The 15,114-nt window shown below is 66.5% G+C and carries 14 protein-coding genes and 1 tRNA gene; 14 read left to right on the forward strand and 1 reads right to left on the reverse strand.

The features are described 5' to 3' along the window. Positions 1-13 precede the first annotated feature (13 nt). The 14 genes from GL284_RS21800 (at position 14) to GL284_RS17635 (ending at position 14,823) form a co-directional block, all read left to right on the forward strand. Positions 14-175, forward strand: coding sequence for a DUF7697 family protein (locus GL284_RS21800; RefSeq protein WP_425274247.1), 162 nt, complete (start codon positions 14-16; stop codon positions 173-175). Next, positions 168-2,630 (forward strand): phage tail tape measure C-terminal domain-containing protein, encoded by a 2,463-nt coding sequence (locus tag GL284_RS17575; RefSeq protein ID WP_155045896.1) that lies wholly within the window; start codon positions 168-170, stop codon positions 2,628-2,630. Before GL284_RS21800 ends, GL284_RS17575 begins: the two co-directional genes overlap by 8 nt. Continuing rightward, a complete protein-coding gene (locus tag GL284_RS17580) occupies positions 2,630-3,256 on the forward strand; it encodes a DUF2460 domain-containing protein (protein WP_155045897.1) in 627 nt (208 codons plus the stop codon). Before GL284_RS17575 ends, GL284_RS17580 begins: the two co-directional genes overlap by 1 nt. Then, a complete protein-coding gene (locus GL284_RS17585; RefSeq protein ID WP_155045898.1) occupies positions 3,253-4,137 on the forward strand; it encodes a DUF2163 domain-containing protein in 885 nt (294 codons plus the stop codon). Before GL284_RS17580 ends, GL284_RS17585 begins: the two co-directional genes overlap by 4 nt. Then, positions 4,134-4,580 carry an NlpC/P60 family protein gene (locus GL284_RS17590; RefSeq protein WP_155045899.1) on the forward strand — a complete coding sequence of 149 codons (447 nt, stop codon included), beginning with the start codon at positions 4,134-4,136 and terminating at the stop codon, positions 4,578-4,580. The genes GL284_RS17585 and GL284_RS17590 overlap by 4 nt, the downstream gene beginning before the upstream one ends. A gap of 9 nt (positions 4,581-4,589) precedes the next feature. Continuing rightward, entirely contained in the window at positions 4,590-8,588 is a 3,999-nt protein-coding gene (locus GL284_RS17595) for a baseplate multidomain protein megatron (protein WP_155045900.1), read from the forward strand. Between the two features lie 11 nt (positions 8,589-8,599). Then, positions 8,600-10,525: a DUF2793 domain-containing protein gene (locus GL284_RS17600; RefSeq protein ID WP_155045901.1), complete on the forward strand. Its 1,926-nt coding sequence runs from the start codon at positions 8,600-8,602 to the stop codon at positions 10,523-10,525. 32 nt (positions 10,526-10,557) lie between these two features. Next, the gene (locus tag GL284_RS17605) at positions 10,558-10,866 is read left to right on the forward strand and encodes a hypothetical protein (RefSeq protein ID WP_143794867.1); all 309 of its coding nucleotides are present in this window, start codon (positions 10,558-10,560) and stop codon (positions 10,864-10,866) included. 72 nt (positions 10,867-10,938) lie between these two features. After that, a complete protein-coding gene (locus GL284_RS17610) occupies positions 10,939-11,613 on the forward strand; it encodes a YcbK family protein (RefSeq protein ID WP_155045902.1) in 675 nt (224 codons plus the stop codon). Beyond that, positions 11,610-11,855, forward strand: coding sequence for a hypothetical protein (locus GL284_RS17615; protein WP_341870497.1), 246 nt, complete (start codon positions 11,610-11,612; stop codon positions 11,853-11,855). Before GL284_RS17610 ends, GL284_RS17615 begins: the two co-directional genes overlap by 4 nt. Further along, on the forward strand, positions 11,842-12,009 hold the full coding sequence (locus GL284_RS17620; protein WP_341870498.1) for a hypothetical protein: 168 nt from the start codon (positions 11,842-11,844) through the stop codon (positions 12,007-12,009). The genes GL284_RS17615 and GL284_RS17620 overlap by 14 nt, the downstream gene beginning before the upstream one ends. A gap of 337 nt (positions 12,010-12,346) precedes the next feature. Then, positions 12,347-14,131, forward strand: a complete 1,785-nt coding sequence (locus GL284_RS17625) for a DUF262 domain-containing protein (protein ID WP_155045904.1) — start codon at positions 12,347-12,349, stop codon at positions 14,129-14,131. Between the two features lie 121 nt (positions 14,132-14,252). Beyond that, positions 14,253-14,507 (forward strand): ribbon-helix-helix domain-containing protein, encoded by a 255-nt coding sequence (locus GL284_RS17630; protein WP_155045911.1) that lies wholly within the window; start codon positions 14,253-14,255, stop codon positions 14,505-14,507. A 4-nt stretch (positions 14,508-14,511) separates the two neighbouring features. Continuing rightward, complete coding sequence (locus GL284_RS17635) at positions 14,512-14,823, forward strand: type II toxin-antitoxin system RelE/ParE family toxin (protein WP_341870499.1); 312 nt, start codon at positions 14,512-14,514, stop codon at positions 14,821-14,823. 137 nt (positions 14,824-14,960) lie between these two features. On the opposite strand, the gene GL284_RS17640 is transcribed toward GL284_RS17635, so the two are convergent. After that, positions 14,961-15,037 (reverse strand) — tRNA-Met (locus tag GL284_RS17640). Positions 15,038-15,114: the final 77 nt, after the last annotated feature.

Raw genomic sequence — 15,114 nt, forward strand, 5'->3', positions numbered from 1 at the left:
CGGCCAGCTGCGCATCGCACCGGGGGCCGTCATCGGATGGGACATGGGCGCCGCGCTTTCACTGGCAGGCGGCTTGGGCGTCAACGCCCTGATCGCCGCCGAACTGCTGCCCGAGATCGAGGCGGTGATGGTGCGCAAGCTCAACGAGCAGATGGAAGGACGCCGGAATGGCTGAGAAGAAGGTCTCCGTCCGCCTCGTGGCGGAGGGCGGACGGCGCGTGCGCGCCGAGCTGGAAGGCGTCGGCGAAGCCGGGGCCCGCGGCTTTGGCCGCCTTTCGCGCGAGATGGAACTGGCCAACACCCGGCTGGCCGCCTTTGCGCGCCGGGCGGGCTTGGCGCTCGGGGCCGCCGCAGCAGCTGCCACGGCTTCGCTTGGGCTGATCGTCCGCTCTACAGCCGAGAGCGCGGCGCAAATCCGGCAGTTCGCGCAGGTCGCCAATGCGACGCCCGAGGCGCTGCAACGCTGGTCGGCCGGGGCGCGCACGGTTGGCATCGAGCAGGAGAAGCTGGCCGATATCCTGAAGGACGTGAACGACCGGGTCGGGGATTTCCTGCAGACCGGCGGCGGGCCGATGGCGGATTTCTTCGAGAGTGTCGCCCCTAGGGTAGGCGTCACCGCTGACCAATTCGCCCGCCTCTCCGGCCCCGAAGCCCTCCAGCTCTACGTCGACACGTTGGAACGCGCCGGTCTCAGCCAGCAGGAGATGACCTTCTATCTCGAGGCCATGGCCTCAGACGCGACACGGCTGCTCCCCCTCCTGCGCAATGGCGGGGCGGAGATGGCCCGGCTTGGGGATCAGGCCTCCGATCTTGGCGCGGTTCTGGACAGTGATGCCCTCGAAGCCCTGCGCCGCACGCAACTGGCTCTGGGCACAGTCTCGCTGGTGTTCGACGGACTGCGCAATCGGATTGCCGTGGCCGTCGCCCCGACCATCGAGGCGCTGGCCAATGCCTTTGTGGCGCTGGCCTCGGACGGCGGCATCCTGCGGTCGGCCATCGACACGCTGATCGGCAACCTCGGGCGACTTGCCTCCTATGCCGCGACCTTCGCTGCCGTCATGGCCGGGCGCTGGGTGGCGGGAATGGCGGCCGCAGCCCTGTCCGTGCGCGGCCTCGCCACCGCACTCGCGTTCCTGCGCGGTGCCCTGATCCGCACCGGTATCGGCGCACTGATCGTCGGCGCGGGCGAACTGGTCTACCAGTTCTCGCAGCTGGTGGCCCGGGTCGGCGGCGTGGGCGAGGCGTTTCGCCTGCTCGGTGACCTGGCCCGCGAGGTTTGGTCGCGTATCGGTCTGTCGCTCGACGCGGCCCTTGCGCGAATGGCGGCCGGATGGGAGGGCCTGAAGGCGGCGGGCCTCTCGGCGCTGGAAGGCACCATCGCGGGCGTCGTCAGCTTCGGCGACCGGACGGCGGCGATCTTCCAGGGGGCCTACGATGCCGCTGTCACGATCTGGGGCAGCCTGCCGGGAGCCATTGGTGACTTCGCCTTCCAGGCCGCCAATGGCCTGATCTCGGGCGTCGAGGCGATGCTGAACGGCGTCGTCACCCGCATTAACAGCTTCATCGAGACGCTTAATGCTGCCCTCGCGCTGCTGCCCGAATGGGCCACCGGCGAGGGCGGGGTGCGGATCGGCATCCTCGACCCGGTGGAACTTGGGCGTATCGGCAATCCGTTCGAGGGAGCCGCGACCGCCGCAGGCGCTGCCGCTGCGGATGCCTTTTCGGCGGCCCTCGCACGCACCTACCTCGAGCCGCCCGACCTTGGCCTCGGCGACATGGCCGACGATGCCCGTGCTCGGGCCGATGGTTATCGCGAAGCGGCCGGGATGCTCGCCGATGCCGCCGGTCGGCCCTTGGCCAGCTGGCAGGCGCTGAAGGATGCGGTGACCAGCACGGGGACCGAAGCAGAGACCGCGCTGGCGGATGCGGCTGGCGCGGCCGATGCCCTGACAGCCGGGCTGAACGACACCACCACCGCCGCCGATGGCGCGGGCGGGGCTGCTCGCGATGCCGGTGCGGCTGCAGCTGAAGGCGCGGACACGGCCCTTACCGGCTGGCAGGCCGTCACGGCCGCGCTGGCCGATTATGCCGCCAAGGCGCGCGACATTGGCGGGGATATTGGCAGCGCACTGGTGGGGGCCTTCTCCTCGGCCGACAACGCCATCGGCGACTTCGTGAAGACCGGCAAGCTCGACTTCCGCGATCTAGTGACGTCGATGATTGCCGACCTCGCCAAGCTCGCTGCCCGGCGTTTCATCCTCGGCCCCATCGCCAATGCCCTTTCCGGCGCGCTGGGCGGGGCGGGTGGGATCTTCGCCAACATCCTGCATGCGGGCGGAATGGTCGGCGCCCCTGGCCCCGGACGGATGGTCCCGGCCTTGGCCTTCGCGGGAGCCCCGCGCATGCACAACGGCGGCTGGGCCGGTCTGCGGCCGGATGAGGTGCCCGCGATCCTGCAGCGCGGGGAACGGGTTCTGTCGCGGCGCGAAGCCGCAGGTTACGGCCAGGCGGGCGCCTCGACCGTTAATGTCACAATCAACGCCCGCGACGCCGAGAGCTTCCGCCAGTCGCGCACGCAGGTCGCGAGCGACATTGCCCGCGCCGTGTCGTTGGGCCGGAGAGGGATGTGATGGCATTTCACGAGGTCCGGTTTCCGGACAACATCAGCCGCGGAGCACGCGGTGGCCCGGAACGCCGCACCCAGATCGTCGAGCTGGCAAGCGGGGCCGAAGAGCGCAATGCCAGCTGGGCCAACAGCCGCCGCCGCTACGACGTGGCCTATGGCATTCGCCGCGCCGATGATCTGGCAGCAGTCGTCGCCTTCTTCGAGGCTCGGAATGGCCGCCTCCACGGTTTCCGCTTCAGGGACTGGGCCGACTTCAAATCCTGCCTTCCGTCGCAGACGCCTGGCCCAACCAACCAGCCCATCGGCACCGGCAACGGGGCGGCCACCCTGTTTCAGCTGACCAAACGCTACACCTCCGGCGCGCAGTCCTGGTCGCGGGCCATCACCAAGCCCGTCGCCGGAACCGTGACCATCGCCCTGAACGGCACGCCGCAAGCCTCCGGCTGGTCGGTCTCGACCGCGACAGGCTTGGTGACCTTCACCACCGCCCCCGCCGCTGGCATCGCCATCACCGCGGGCTTCGAATTCGACGTCCCGGTCCGCTTCGACACCGATGTCCTCGACGTCACCCTCGACCTCGAGCGCCTCGGGTCGATCACCTCGATCCCCCTCGTGGAAATCCGAACATGAAGTCCCTGAATCCGGCGCTGCAGGCCCATCTCGAAGAAGGCACGACCACGCTCGCATGGTGCTGGCGTATCACCCGCGCCGATGGCGTGACCTTCGGTTTCACCGACCACGACCGGACCCTTTCGTTCGACGGAACCGAGTTCGAACCGGAAAGCGGGCTGACGGCCTCCGAGGTGCGGTCGGGGTCTGACCTCTCGGTCGATGCGCAGGATGCCCAAGGTGTGTTGTCGTCGGACCGCATCACCGAAACGGACATCCTTGATGGCCGATGGGACAATGCAGCGGTCGAGGTCTGGCGCGTGAACTGGTCGGCTCCGGCACAGCGCGTTCTCCTCCGGCGTGGGGCCATCGGCCAGATCCGGCGCGGGCGGCTGGCCTTCGTGGCCGAGGTGCGCAGCCTCGCCCATGTCCTCGGCCAGACGGTCGGGAGGACGTTCCAGGCCAGCTGCGATGCCGCGCTGGGCGACGCGCGCTGCGGCGTGAATCTCGAGGCCCCAGCCTTCAAGGGGACCAGCGCGGTCATCGATGTGCTGCGCGACAGGGCATTCACGGCCTCCGGCCTCGGCACCTTCGCGGCGGGCTGGTTTGCGTTTGGACTTGCCGAATGGACCAGCGGTGCGAATGCCGGGCGGCGGGTCGAGGTGCTGTCGCATGATCTCGTTGACGGAATTGCAATCCTGACCCTGCTGGAAGCCCCAGTGCGCCCGATCACGGCGACGGATGCGTTCGTGGTCCGCGCCGGTTGCGACAAGCGCCTTGCGACCTGCGACGCGAAGTTCGCCAATGTCGCGAACTTCCGAGGGTTTCCCCACATCCCGGGCCAAGACGCCGTGCTGCGATACGCCACCAAGGATGGCGGTCACGAGGGGGCGGTGCTTTGACCCTATCCCATCGAACCGCCGATCCCGCTCTTGTCATCGCTGTTGCGCGGTCATGGCTCGGCACGCCGTACCACGACCAAGCCAGCCTGCGCGGCGTTGGCTGCGACTGCCTCGGCCTCGCGCGGGGCGTCTGGCGAGAAGTCGTCGGCCCGGAACCATTCCCGATCCCGCCCTACAGCCGGGACTGGGGCGAGACCGGTCCGCGCGAGGTGCTGGCGGACGGGGCGCGGTCGATGATGCCGGAGATCGCACCCGCCAATGCCACACCCGGTGCGTTGATCCTGTTTCGGATGATGCCGCGCGCCATCGCCAAGCATGTCGGGATCCTCACCGGCCCCGACACCTTCTTTCACGCCTATGAACGCCTCGGCGTGATCGAGGAACCGCTGACCCTCACCTGGCGACGGCGCATCGCCTTCGCTTTCCTCTTCCCTGCACGCTGAGACCCTCTCATGGCCACGCTCGTCCTCGGCGCTGTCGGTTCTGCCATTGGCGGAGCCTTTGGCGGCGCGATCCTCGGCTTTTCTGGCGCCGCAATCGGTGGCTTCATCGGCTCCACCATCGGGTCGGTGGTCGACAGCTGGATCGTGTCCTCACTGGCCCCCGCGCAGAAGATCGAGGGCCAGCGCCTCGACAGTCTTCGGATCACGTCAGCGACGGAGGGAGCGATCATTCCGCGCCTCTATGGCCGCATGCGCATCGGCGGCAACATCATCTGGGCCACGGATTTCCGCGAGGAGACGAAGACCACGACGCAGGGTGGCGGCAAGGGTGGTGGCGGTGGCCGGGTCCAGACGACCGAGTATCTATACTATGCCAGCTTCGCGGTCGGCTTGTGCGAAGGCCCGATCACCGGCATCGGCCGCATCTGGGCAGACGGCAAGCCGCTCGACATGACCGGTATCACCTGGCGCTGGTATCCCGGCGGCGAGGCGCAAGCAGCCGATCCCTTCATCGCGGCCAAGATGGGGGCGGCCAACACCCCCGCCTATCGCGGCACAGCCTATGTCATCTTCGAGGAACTGCCGCTTTCCACCTACGGCAACCGTCTGCCGCAGCTGTCATTCGAAGTGTTTCGGCCGCTCGCGGATCCCGACGCCGCCGAGGGGCTGGTTAAGGCCGTCACCATGATCCCCGCATCGGGCGAGTTCGCCTATGCGACCGAGGCTGTCCGCAAGACGGTCGGGGCAACGACCACCACCTTCGGCCAGACCACGGGCGGCACGACCTCGGCCGAGAACCTGAACGCGCTGCCCGATGAGGCCGATATCGTCGTTGCTCTCGATCGGCTGCAGGCCATGGCCCCGGCCGTCGAGAGCGTCAGCCTCGTTGTCGCCTGGTTCGGCAATGATCTGCGGGCAGGCAACTGTGCGATCAAGCCGGGCGTCGAAGTGGCGGCCAAGGTCACCAGTCCCAAGGTCTGGACAGTCAACGGGGTGGCACGGGCCGCCGCCCATCTCGTCAGTCGCGACGTCGAGGACCGGCCCGTCTACGGCGGCACCCCTGCCGACTTCGCAGTGGTGCAGGCGATCCGCGAGATGAAGACGCGCGGCCTGCGCGTCACCTTCTATCCGTTCCTGCTGATGGACATCCCGCCCGGCAACACGCTGCCCAACCCCTATTCGAACAACGCCGCCACGCCGGGCCAGCCTTCCTTCCCCTGGCGCGGTCGGATCACGTGTTCCCCGGCAGCAGGCTATGCCGGGACGGCCGACAAGACCGCCGCTGCCACGACGCAGGTCTCGGCCTTCTTCGGCGCGGCTGCCCCGGCACAGTTCTCGGTGTCGGGCGACAATGTCAGCTGGACCGGTCCCTCGGGCGACTGGGGCCTGCGCCGCATGATCCTGCACTACGCCAATCTCTGCGCGGTCGCGGGCGGCGTCGATGCCTTCCTGATCGGCACCGAGATGCGGGGCCTGACGACGATCCGGTCCAGCACCAGCGCCTATCCCGCCGTCACTGCGTTCAAGGCGCTGGCGGCGGACGTGAAGTCGGTCCTCGGGCCGGGCACCAAGGTGGGTTACGCCTCGGACTGGTCAGAATACTTTGGCCACCAGCCGGGGGACGGCAGTGGCGATGTGTATTTCCACCTCGACCCGCTCTGGTCGGACGGGAACATCGATTTCATCGGCATCGACAACTATATGCCGCTCTCCGACTGGCGCGGCGGCTTCGACCATGCCGATGCCCTCGAGGGCTGGCCCGCCATCCATGAGCGCGGCTATCTGCAGGCGAACATCGCGGGCGGCGAAGGTTTCGACTGGTTCTACGCCAGCCCGGCCGACCGCTCGGCACAGATCCGCACCCCGATCACCGACGGCGCCGCGGGCAAGCCGTGGGTCTTCCGTTACAAGGATCTTCGCGCCTGGTGGTCGAACCCGCATTACAACCGGCCGGGTGGCGTGGAAAGCGGCACGCCGACATCATGGGTGCCGCAGTCCAAGCCCGTGTGGTTCACGGAACTGGGCTGTCCCGCCATCGACCGGGGCACCAACCAGCCGAACGTCTTCTTCGATCCGAAGTCGTCGGAGAGCTTCACCCCGTATTTCTCGCGCGGCTGGCGCGACGATGCCATCCAGCGCGCCTATCTCGAGGCGAGCTACCTCTGGTGGGGTCAGGGCACGAACAACCCGACGTCGTCCGTCTACGGCGGCCGGATGGTCCATCTTCCGGAATGCGCCGCATGGACCTGGGACGCGCGGCCCTATCCGTTTTTCCCCGGGCTGACCGGCATCTGGACGGACGGGCCGAACTGGCGGCTTGGCCACTGGCTGACGGGGCGGCTGGGTGCGGTGTCTTTGGCTGCGCTGGTGCGCCATCTCTGCCTGCGCGCTGGTTTGGCCGAAAGCCTCATTGATGTCTCCGGCCTCTGGGGCGCAGTCGAAGGCTATGTGATCGGCGCGTTGGAAAGCCCTCGCGCGTCGATTTCCACCTTGGCCCGGCATTTCGGGTTTGACGCCATCGAGACCGAAGGCGTGATCCGCTTCGTCATGCGCGGTCGCGCTTCGGTCGCTACGCTGGCCATCGACGATCTGGTTGCCACCCGCGAGAGCGAGGCTTTCGAGCTGACGCGCGGCCAGGAGACCGAACTGCCGCAGGCGCTGAAGTGGCAGGTCGCGCGGGCGGATGAGGACTATGATGCGGCGCTGGTTGAAGCGCGGCGCATCACTGTCGACACCACGCGCATCGCCTCCGAGAGCTTCCCGATGGCGATCCCGCCAGAGGAGGCCGAACGCCGTTGCCGCCGCGCGCTGATGGAGGCCTGGATCGGCCGGGAAAGTGCCACCTTCCGCCTGCCACCGTCTCGACTGGCGCTGGATCCGGCCGACGTGATCCGGCTGGCACATGACGGCCGCGAGTTGGAGTTCCGCCTTGTTTCTGTCGCCGATGCCGAGGCGCGGGGCATCGAGGCGGTGCGTCAGGACCGCGCCGCCTACGATCTGCCGCCGGGCGATCCGCGGCCCGCTTCGCTTGCCAGTCCCGTCGTCTTCGGCACGCCCGAGGTGGTGATGCTGGACCTGCCGCAGATCAGCGAGGAGCAGCTTGCCCATCGCCCCCTGATCGCTGCCCATGCCAGCCCCTGGCCGGGCCAGATCGCCGTCTTCCGCAGCGCGTCCACCGACGGGTTCAACCTGCTGACCACATTCGGCAGTCGTGCTCGGGTCGGGACCCTGGCCTTCGATTTCTTTCCGGGTCCAACCTCGCGGTTTGATCTGGGCAACGCGCTGGTCGTCGATCTGCTGTCGGGGACGCTCGAGAGCGTAACTGACATCGCGCTGTTCGGCGGGGCAAATGCACTGGCGGTCGAGACGGCGGCCGGGTCGTGGGAAATCGTCCAGGCTGGTGTGGCCGAGCTGATCGCCCCCGGCCGCTACCGACTGACCCGCCTCCTGCGCGGCCAGCGCGGGACGGAACATGCGATGGGCAACCCGGCTCCCGCAGGGGCGCGTGTGGTGGTGCTGGACACGGCGCTGGCCTCACTGCCCATCGCGGAGGCGGACCTTGGGTTGCCGTGGAACTGGCGGATCGGCCCTGCCGCCCGCGCGGTCAGTGATGCAAGTTATGCCGCGCTGGGCTTCACGCCGACCGGGCGGGGCCTTGTCCCGTTCGCGCCAGCCCATGTCGAACAGCCGTGGCGGACGGCCCGCAGCCCGGGCGATCTGACCATCCGCTGGACGCGCCGATCCCGCGCGCTGGTGGCCGATGCTTGGGAACAGGTCGAGGTGCCGCTGGGCGAGGACCTGGAATCCTACGATGTCCAGATCCTCGACGGGGTCGCCGTCAAGCGCACGCTGACCAGCACCACGACCTCCGTCCTCTATACCGCCGCCCAGCAGACTGCCGATTGGGGTGCGTCGCTCGGCCCCGGCCAGACGCTCTCGCTCCGCATTTACCAGCTTTCGAACCGCCTCGGCCGCGGCACGCCTGCGACCGTCACCCTCCAGTTCTGACGGGAACCCTCATGTCCGACACCACGACCCATCTGGGCCTGCCCTACCTTCTGGCGGCACAGGCGCAGAAGCATGTTACGCACAACGAGGCGCTGCGCCTGCTAGATGCCATGGTGCAACTCTCCGTCCTCGACCGGACGCGCACCGCGCCACCGCCCAGCCCCGCGGATGGCAACCGGCATCTGGTGGCCTCGGGTGCGACCGGCCTCTGGGCAGGATGGGATCTGAACATCGCCTTCTGGGTTGACGGCGCGTGGATCCGGTTGGTGCCACGCACCGGCTGGCTCGTGTGGGTCGCGGCCGAGGGGCTGTTTCTGGTCTGGACCGGCAGCGCTTGGGAGGTTGTGGGTGAACCCCGTGACGTCTCGGACGCGGTTTTTAGCCTGGTGAACGACAGCGATCCGACGAAGAAGGCGACGTTCTCGCTGGCGGGGATCAGCGCGGGCACCACGCGCAGCTACACCCTGCCGAACACCTCATCCGAACTGGCGATCCTCGCGGGCACGCAGACCTTCTCTGGCAACAAGACCTTCTCGGGCACCCTGACGGCTTCCGGAACGATTACGGTCTCGGCTGCCAGCGCCACCATTGGCACCGCAACGACGACCGCCACCTACGGCATGGGCACCGGGGCCACGACGAACGGCGTCACCAAGACCGTGAACATGGGCACCGGCGGCGCGTCCGGATCAACGACGGTCGTCAACATCGGCTCGGCCACTGCTGGCGCGGGCGGCACGACCGTCATCAACACGCCCACGGTCACCTTCGCCAATGCGGTGACGCAGGTCGGCATGCCCCAAGCGAACCTGACCGCGCAATTGCTCGGTCTCGGCGGGGCGACGGCGGACAGCTACAACCGGCTCTCGGTGAACACCCCGGCGGTGCTGCTGAACAACGCGGGCGCCGGGATCGAAGCCACCGTCAACAAGGCGGCCGCGGGGAACGATGCGGCCTTTGCCTTCAAGACCGGGTTTGCGGCGCGGGCGCTGATCGGCCTTCTCGGCAATGATGACTTCAGCTTCAAGGTCAGCCCAGACGGGTCGGCCTTCTACGATGCGATCCGCATCGACCGGACCAGCGGCCGCGTCGAGCTGGCCGGACCGGTGATCCTGCCCGCCCATGACGCCGTCCCCTCGCCGCCGCCCGCGGGTAAGCTCGCACTCTATGCCCGCGACCGGGCGGGAATGGGCTGGCTCGACGTCGAACGCCCCTCCGGCCGCCATTTCCCGCTCCAGCCACATTTCGGGGTCAATCGGATCGCGACATGGGCGCCCTCGACCAGCACCACGATCAACACCAACGGCATGCCGCGCACGGCCGTCGGCACCGCGGCGACGCCGACGCTCGCCACCACCAACCTCTCCACCTCCATGCGCCGCTGGCGGATGACGTCGGCGGCCACGGCCGGGGCGGCGGCCGAGGAACGCTCGGCAGGCTGGGTCTGCTGGCGCGGCAATGCCGAGGGTCTGGGCGGCTTCACCTATTTGAACCGGCTGTCGCTGGTCACGCTGCAGGCGACCGGCATGGGGTTCTTCGGCCTGATCGGATCGGTCGCGGCGCTCTCGACCACGCTGACTCTTTCGGCCGTCGTCAACGCGCTGGGCATCGGGTTCGAGCGCGGCACACATGCCAACTGGCAGATCGTCCACAACGACGGTGCGGGCGCGCCAACCCTGATCGACCTCGGCGCAGGCTTCCCGGTGGCCAGCACGACGAACGTCCTGACCCTCTACATCGCGGCGGCCCCCAACGACAGCGCGGTGGGGATCCGCGTGGTCGAGGAAGTCTCGGGCGCAGTCGCGGAGGCCACGATCACCACCGACATGCCCGCGGCGACCCAGCTTCTGAGCCCGCGCAACTACCTCAACAACGGCACCGCCGCTGCGGCCGTCGCCTATGACTGCTCGGGCGTCTACGTCGAGACCGATTACTGAAGCGCCACGCCCCGTGGCCGGAAAGGACCATGATGGATAACCAGACCACTCTCGCCGGGGAGGTCGCGCGGGCCTTTCGGGACCACGGGATCACCGCCGCGCTGACCGCTCTGATCGGGGGCACCATGGCCCTGATTGCGGCGATCACGAGGAAGGCCTTCACGAACGAGGCCCTGCTGGATCGCCTCGACCGCGAACTGATCGCCGACCGGGACCGGATCGACCGCCAGCGCAGCGAGGACCGCAAGGCCGACGGCGACCGCCTCGACCGGATCGAAACCGACATCCGCTCGATGCGCGACATGCTCTTCGACGCGTTCCAGCGCGGCCGATCCGACTGACCTAACGCCACTCCCCATCCCAACCGCCCCCGACCCGCCCCAGAGGCAGGTATTTCATTTGGAGGATCCACCATGCCCACCCTCACCTATCCCCACTGGCGCGACGTTCCTGCCAATACCTGGCGCTGGCCGAACTTTTCGGCGGCCGAAATCGCCTGTCGCGGCACCGGCGCGATCAAGATCAACACGGAAGCCTTGGACAAGCTGCAGGCCCTGCGCGACCGGCTGGGCAAGCCGCTGATCATCCGCTCTGCCTATCGCAGCCCCGAACACAACCGCGCTGTCGGTGGCGCCCCGGCGTCCAAGCACATGCAGGGCACGGCCTTCGACATCGCCATGTCGAACCATGATCCCGCGGCCTTCGAGGCGGCGGCGCGGGCGGTCGGGTTCCTCGGCTTCGGCTATTACCCCCGCTCCGGCTTCATGCACATCGACCTTGGCCCGGCCCGCTCCTGGGGCGATCCCTTCCCGGCGCGGCCCGTTCCCTTCGCCCTGGAACTGCCGCCTGCACGCGAAGTCCTGTCGGAAAGCCGCACGCTGCGCGGTGGCGGCGCGGCGGGCGCCGCAACTGTCGGTGCGGCTGGGGTCGAAGTGCTGCAGGACGTTCTTGCCGAAACGCAGACCACGATCCAGCCGCTGGTGCCCTACCTCGATACCCTGCGCTGGGTGCTGATCGCCATCGCGCTGATCGGGATCGCCGTGACCATTCACGCGCGGCTCGATGACTGGAAGCGGGGACAGCGGTGACCCCCTGGCTCCTGACCCATGGCCCGGCGCGCAAGGCGCTGGGCCTGATCCTCACCGCCGCAGCGATCCTGCTGTTCCTGCTGAACTTGCGCCGCACCGGCGAACGCGCCGGGCGCGCGGCCGAACGGCTTGATGCCCGAGAGAGAAACGATGCCATCCACCGCCAGATGCTCGACGCCGCCGCCCGCCGCCCTGCTGATCGTGATGCTCTGTCTGACCGGCTGCGCGATGGGCGGTTCTGACACCCGGGCGCCCTGCCCACCTGTCGTCGACTACACGGCCGCCGATCAGGCGCGGGCCGCCGACGAGGTCGCGGCGTTGTCGGAAGGGGCCGTCATCGTCCGGATGCTGACCGACTACGCCGTGCTGCGCGACCAGGCGCGGGCGTGCAGATGAAACACGGGCCGGGCGAAGCTTCCATAGGAGGCGTCGGACGCCTCGACCGAGGCGCATCGCCCGGCCCGGTTCACGGATTCACGCTGTCAACGAGCGGCAGGGTTTCGCTGCGGGTTGATGATGTCAGGTGCCGTCCTGCCTGTCCTGCATGGCGATGGGCACAATTGTGCACTTGGATGAAATGCGATGTCGTCAGACAGCTTGTCGACGGCTATTCCACCTTGGCCTCTGGCTGAGCACTTTTCGGGAGTGACATGCGATCGCTGAAAATCTGGTCTGGAAGAATTCCGCAGATTTTGCGACGACTTATCTGTGTCAACGGGAGGGAAAAGCGCAGATGGCCATTCAGAAGATCCAGAGTGAAGACTGCTCGGTCGCCAGCCTCTTCCAGTCCTTCTATGCTGTCCCCGATTATCAGCGCGAGTATGTCTGGGATACCGACCAAGTCGAACAGCTTCTGAAGGACGTCCGCGAAGAGATGGGGGACGGCCCCGCGCAAGATGCCCCAGAGTACTTCATAGGCAGCATCGTCGTCTGCCCTGGCCGCGATGGCGTGCTTGACCTGATCGACGGCCAACAGCGGATGACAACTCTTTACATCACGCTCTGCGCGATCCGGGATCGGTTCGCTGAGCTGGGAGCGCAGCCCTCCTCAGTGCTGAATTCCCAGATCGCCGATGCTGCGGTTGACGTTTCCGGCGAGGAGCGTCGACGCTATCGGCTCGACCTTCAGTATGAAGACAGTGGCGATGCGTTGACGCGCCTCGCTGATGGGAAGCGCATCGAGACGCCCTCCACCCAGTCGATGCGAAACATGCAGAACGCCCATCATGTCGTCACCCGGTTTCTCGAGTCCGAATTCGGTCAGGATGCCGCAGCCGTCCGCAAACTCTACGGGTATCTGACGAACAAGGTGAAGCTGATCCGCATCGAGACCGAAGACGTCGCGAAAGCCCTGAAGATATTCGAAACGATCAACGATCGTGGCGTTGGACTGAACTCGATGGACCTTCTGAAGAACCTGCTCTTCATGAAGACGCCCAAGGGACAGTTCGACCGCCTGAAGGATACGTGGAAGGAGCTGCAGGACACGATCTTTCGCATGGGCGAGAAACCCCTCCGATTTCTCCGCTACTTCATCTTCAGCAGGTACGACGTGGATCTCCTGCGTGAGGACGAGATCTATGGCTGGTTCACGAAAAACGATGCGCTGGTCGGGTATGGACGCGATCCAATCGGTTTTGCCAAAGAACTCGTGTCGGCCGCACGGGCCTATGAGCGGTTTCGCGAGGGCAAGAATGAAAAGGGTGACCGCAACCGCTATCTCGACAACATCCGGCTACTGGGCGGCCAAGCAGCGCGTCAGCACCTGATACTGCTTCTTGCGGGGCGCCATCTTGGTCCGGCGCTGTTCGATCGTCTGGCCGCCGAAGTGGAGAACCTGTTCTTCTGCTATGTCATCACGCGAGAGCCGACGCGGGATTTCGAGCGCAACTTTGCAAAGTGGGCAACGGAGCTGCGGTCTATCAAGTCGGACGAGGAGCTTGATGCGTTCATCGTCGCACGCTTCGACAAGGCGAAGGCAGACCTGGCGAATCGTTTCGATGACTCGATGGGGCGTCTCGCTCTGCGCAGCTTGCAGCTGTATCGGTTCCAGTACGTGCTGGCCAAGCTTACCCAGCAGGTGGATCTCCTGGCATATGGTGAGACCGAAGGTACGAGGTGGCTTGGGAACTATGTCAGCGGCGGGTACGAGGTCGAACATATCTTCCCGCAAACGCCGAACGCAGAGGCCGCCGCGGAGTTCGGTTCCGTCAGCGATCCGGAGGTCGTGCAACGGCTGGGTAACCTCGTCCTTGTCGAAAAATCCATAAACACCTCGCTCGGGAACCGCCCGTACAGCGAAAAGAGGCCGGTGTATCAGCAGTCCAAGCTGCTGTTGACACGGGCGCTGAGCGAACGGCCAAAGGTCGGTACGAACACTCGCATTGACCGGGCGGTCGCCTCGATCGAGCCGTACTCCACGTGGAATGAAGGGGCCGTTCATCAGCGTCAGCGTTCACTTGTTACGCTTGCTCGCGCCGTCTGGGGCCTGCCGGAGCAGGCTGCTTCAATCGGTTGAGAGCCGCAGCGTGGCGATTTTGAAAGCGTAGCCGATCTCACTTGCGGAGATTGGTTACATGGCGCGCCTTGCCTTAGTGTTCATTATTGCTTATCGTGAAGACAAGCAGTCGGAGGCCACCATGTCCCAGACCACAACGATGACGGTCCGCATCAGCGGCGCGCTGAGCGAGTTCGTGGCGTCGAACGTGGGCGAGAATGGGTCGTACGAGAACATCAGCGAATACGTCCGCGACCTGATCCGGCGCGACAAGGAGCGGGCCGAGCGGGAGGCGTTTGATCGTCTGAAGGCTGAACTGACGCGCGCCTTCGCGGCTCCGGAGGAAAGCTATCGCCCGTTGACCGCGACCGAGGTGATCGCCCGGAACCGGGGCTGACGACGTGGCCATTCGCGTTCAGGAGGCCGCATCGCTGCGGCTTGACGAGATCTACCGATACACGCGCGACCGCTGGGGCGCCGAGCAGGCGGATCGATACATCACCGACATCTTCGCGGCGTTCGACCAGATCGAGAGCCACGGCATCGCGTCGCGCCCTATCCCGGCCGAGTTCGGGGTCGAAGGCTTCTACTTCCGGCACGAGCATCATTTCGTGTACTGGCGGCGGCTGTCGAACGGGGATGTCGGCATCGTGACGATCCTGCATGAGCGGATGCATCAGATGGACCGGTTTCGGGAGGATCTTCCGAAGTGACGGATGCCTCCGGCGACGATTATCCGCACCGTCGATGGGGGGCTCGGTAAACGTTGACCAGGTGTTGACAAGAATTTCAAAAGCAAAAACCCGACGGTTTAGGTCGAGCCCTAACACTTTGATATCTTTTAAGATTCTGGTTGCGGGAGCAGGATTTGAACCTGCGACCTTCAGGTTATGAGCCTGACGAGCTACCGGGCTGCTCTATCCCGCGTCCGTGCCCTGCTTTTGGGTTATTGCGGGGCTTTTTGATCGTTTCAGAGAGATGTCGCTTCTTTTCAGGTCTGGCGG

Source organism: Paracoccus shanxieyensis (assembly GCF_009711265.1).
GTDB classification, from domain to species: Bacteria; Pseudomonadota; Alphaproteobacteria; order Rhodobacterales; family Rhodobacteraceae; genus Paracoccus; species Paracoccus shanxieyensis.

What these genes read in the sequence shown, in the direction of transcription:
- GL284_RS17625 (WP_155045904.1), top strand. Translation starts at nt 12,347, where the DNA reads ATGGCCATTCAGAAGATCCAGAGTGAAGACTGCTCGGTCGCCAGCCTC.
- GL284_RS17620 (WP_341870498.1), top strand. Translation starts at nt 11,842, where the DNA reads ATGGGCGGTTCTGACACCCGGGCGCCCTGCCCACCTGTCGTCGACTAC.
- GL284_RS17595 (WP_155045900.1), top strand. Translation starts at nt 4,590, where the DNA reads ATGGCCACGCTCGTCCTCGGCGCTGTCGGTTCTGCCATTGGCGGAGCC.
- GL284_RS17575 (WP_155045896.1), top strand. Translation starts at nt 168, where the DNA reads ATGGCTGAGAAGAAGGTCTCCGTCCGCCTCGTGGCGGAGGGCGGACGG.
- GL284_RS17600 (WP_155045901.1), top strand. Translation starts at nt 8,600, where the DNA reads ATGTCCGACACCACGACCCATCTGGGCCTGCCCTACCTTCTGGCGGCA.
- GL284_RS17580 (WP_155045897.1), top strand. Translation starts at nt 2,630, where the DNA reads ATGGCATTTCACGAGGTCCGGTTTCCGGACAACATCAGCCGCGGAGCA.
- GL284_RS17610 (WP_155045902.1), top strand. Translation starts at nt 10,939, where the DNA reads ATGCCCACCCTCACCTATCCCCACTGGCGCGACGTTCCTGCCAATACC.
- GL284_RS17605 (WP_143794867.1), top strand. Translation starts at nt 10,558, where the DNA reads ATGGATAACCAGACCACTCTCGCCGGGGAGGTCGCGCGGGCCTTTCGG.
- GL284_RS17630 (WP_155045911.1), top strand. Translation starts at nt 14,253, where the DNA reads ATGTCCCAGACCACAACGATGACGGTCCGCATCAGCGGCGCGCTGAGC.
- GL284_RS17585 (WP_155045898.1), top strand. Translation starts at nt 3,253, where the DNA reads ATGAAGTCCCTGAATCCGGCGCTGCAGGCCCATCTCGAAGAAGGCACG.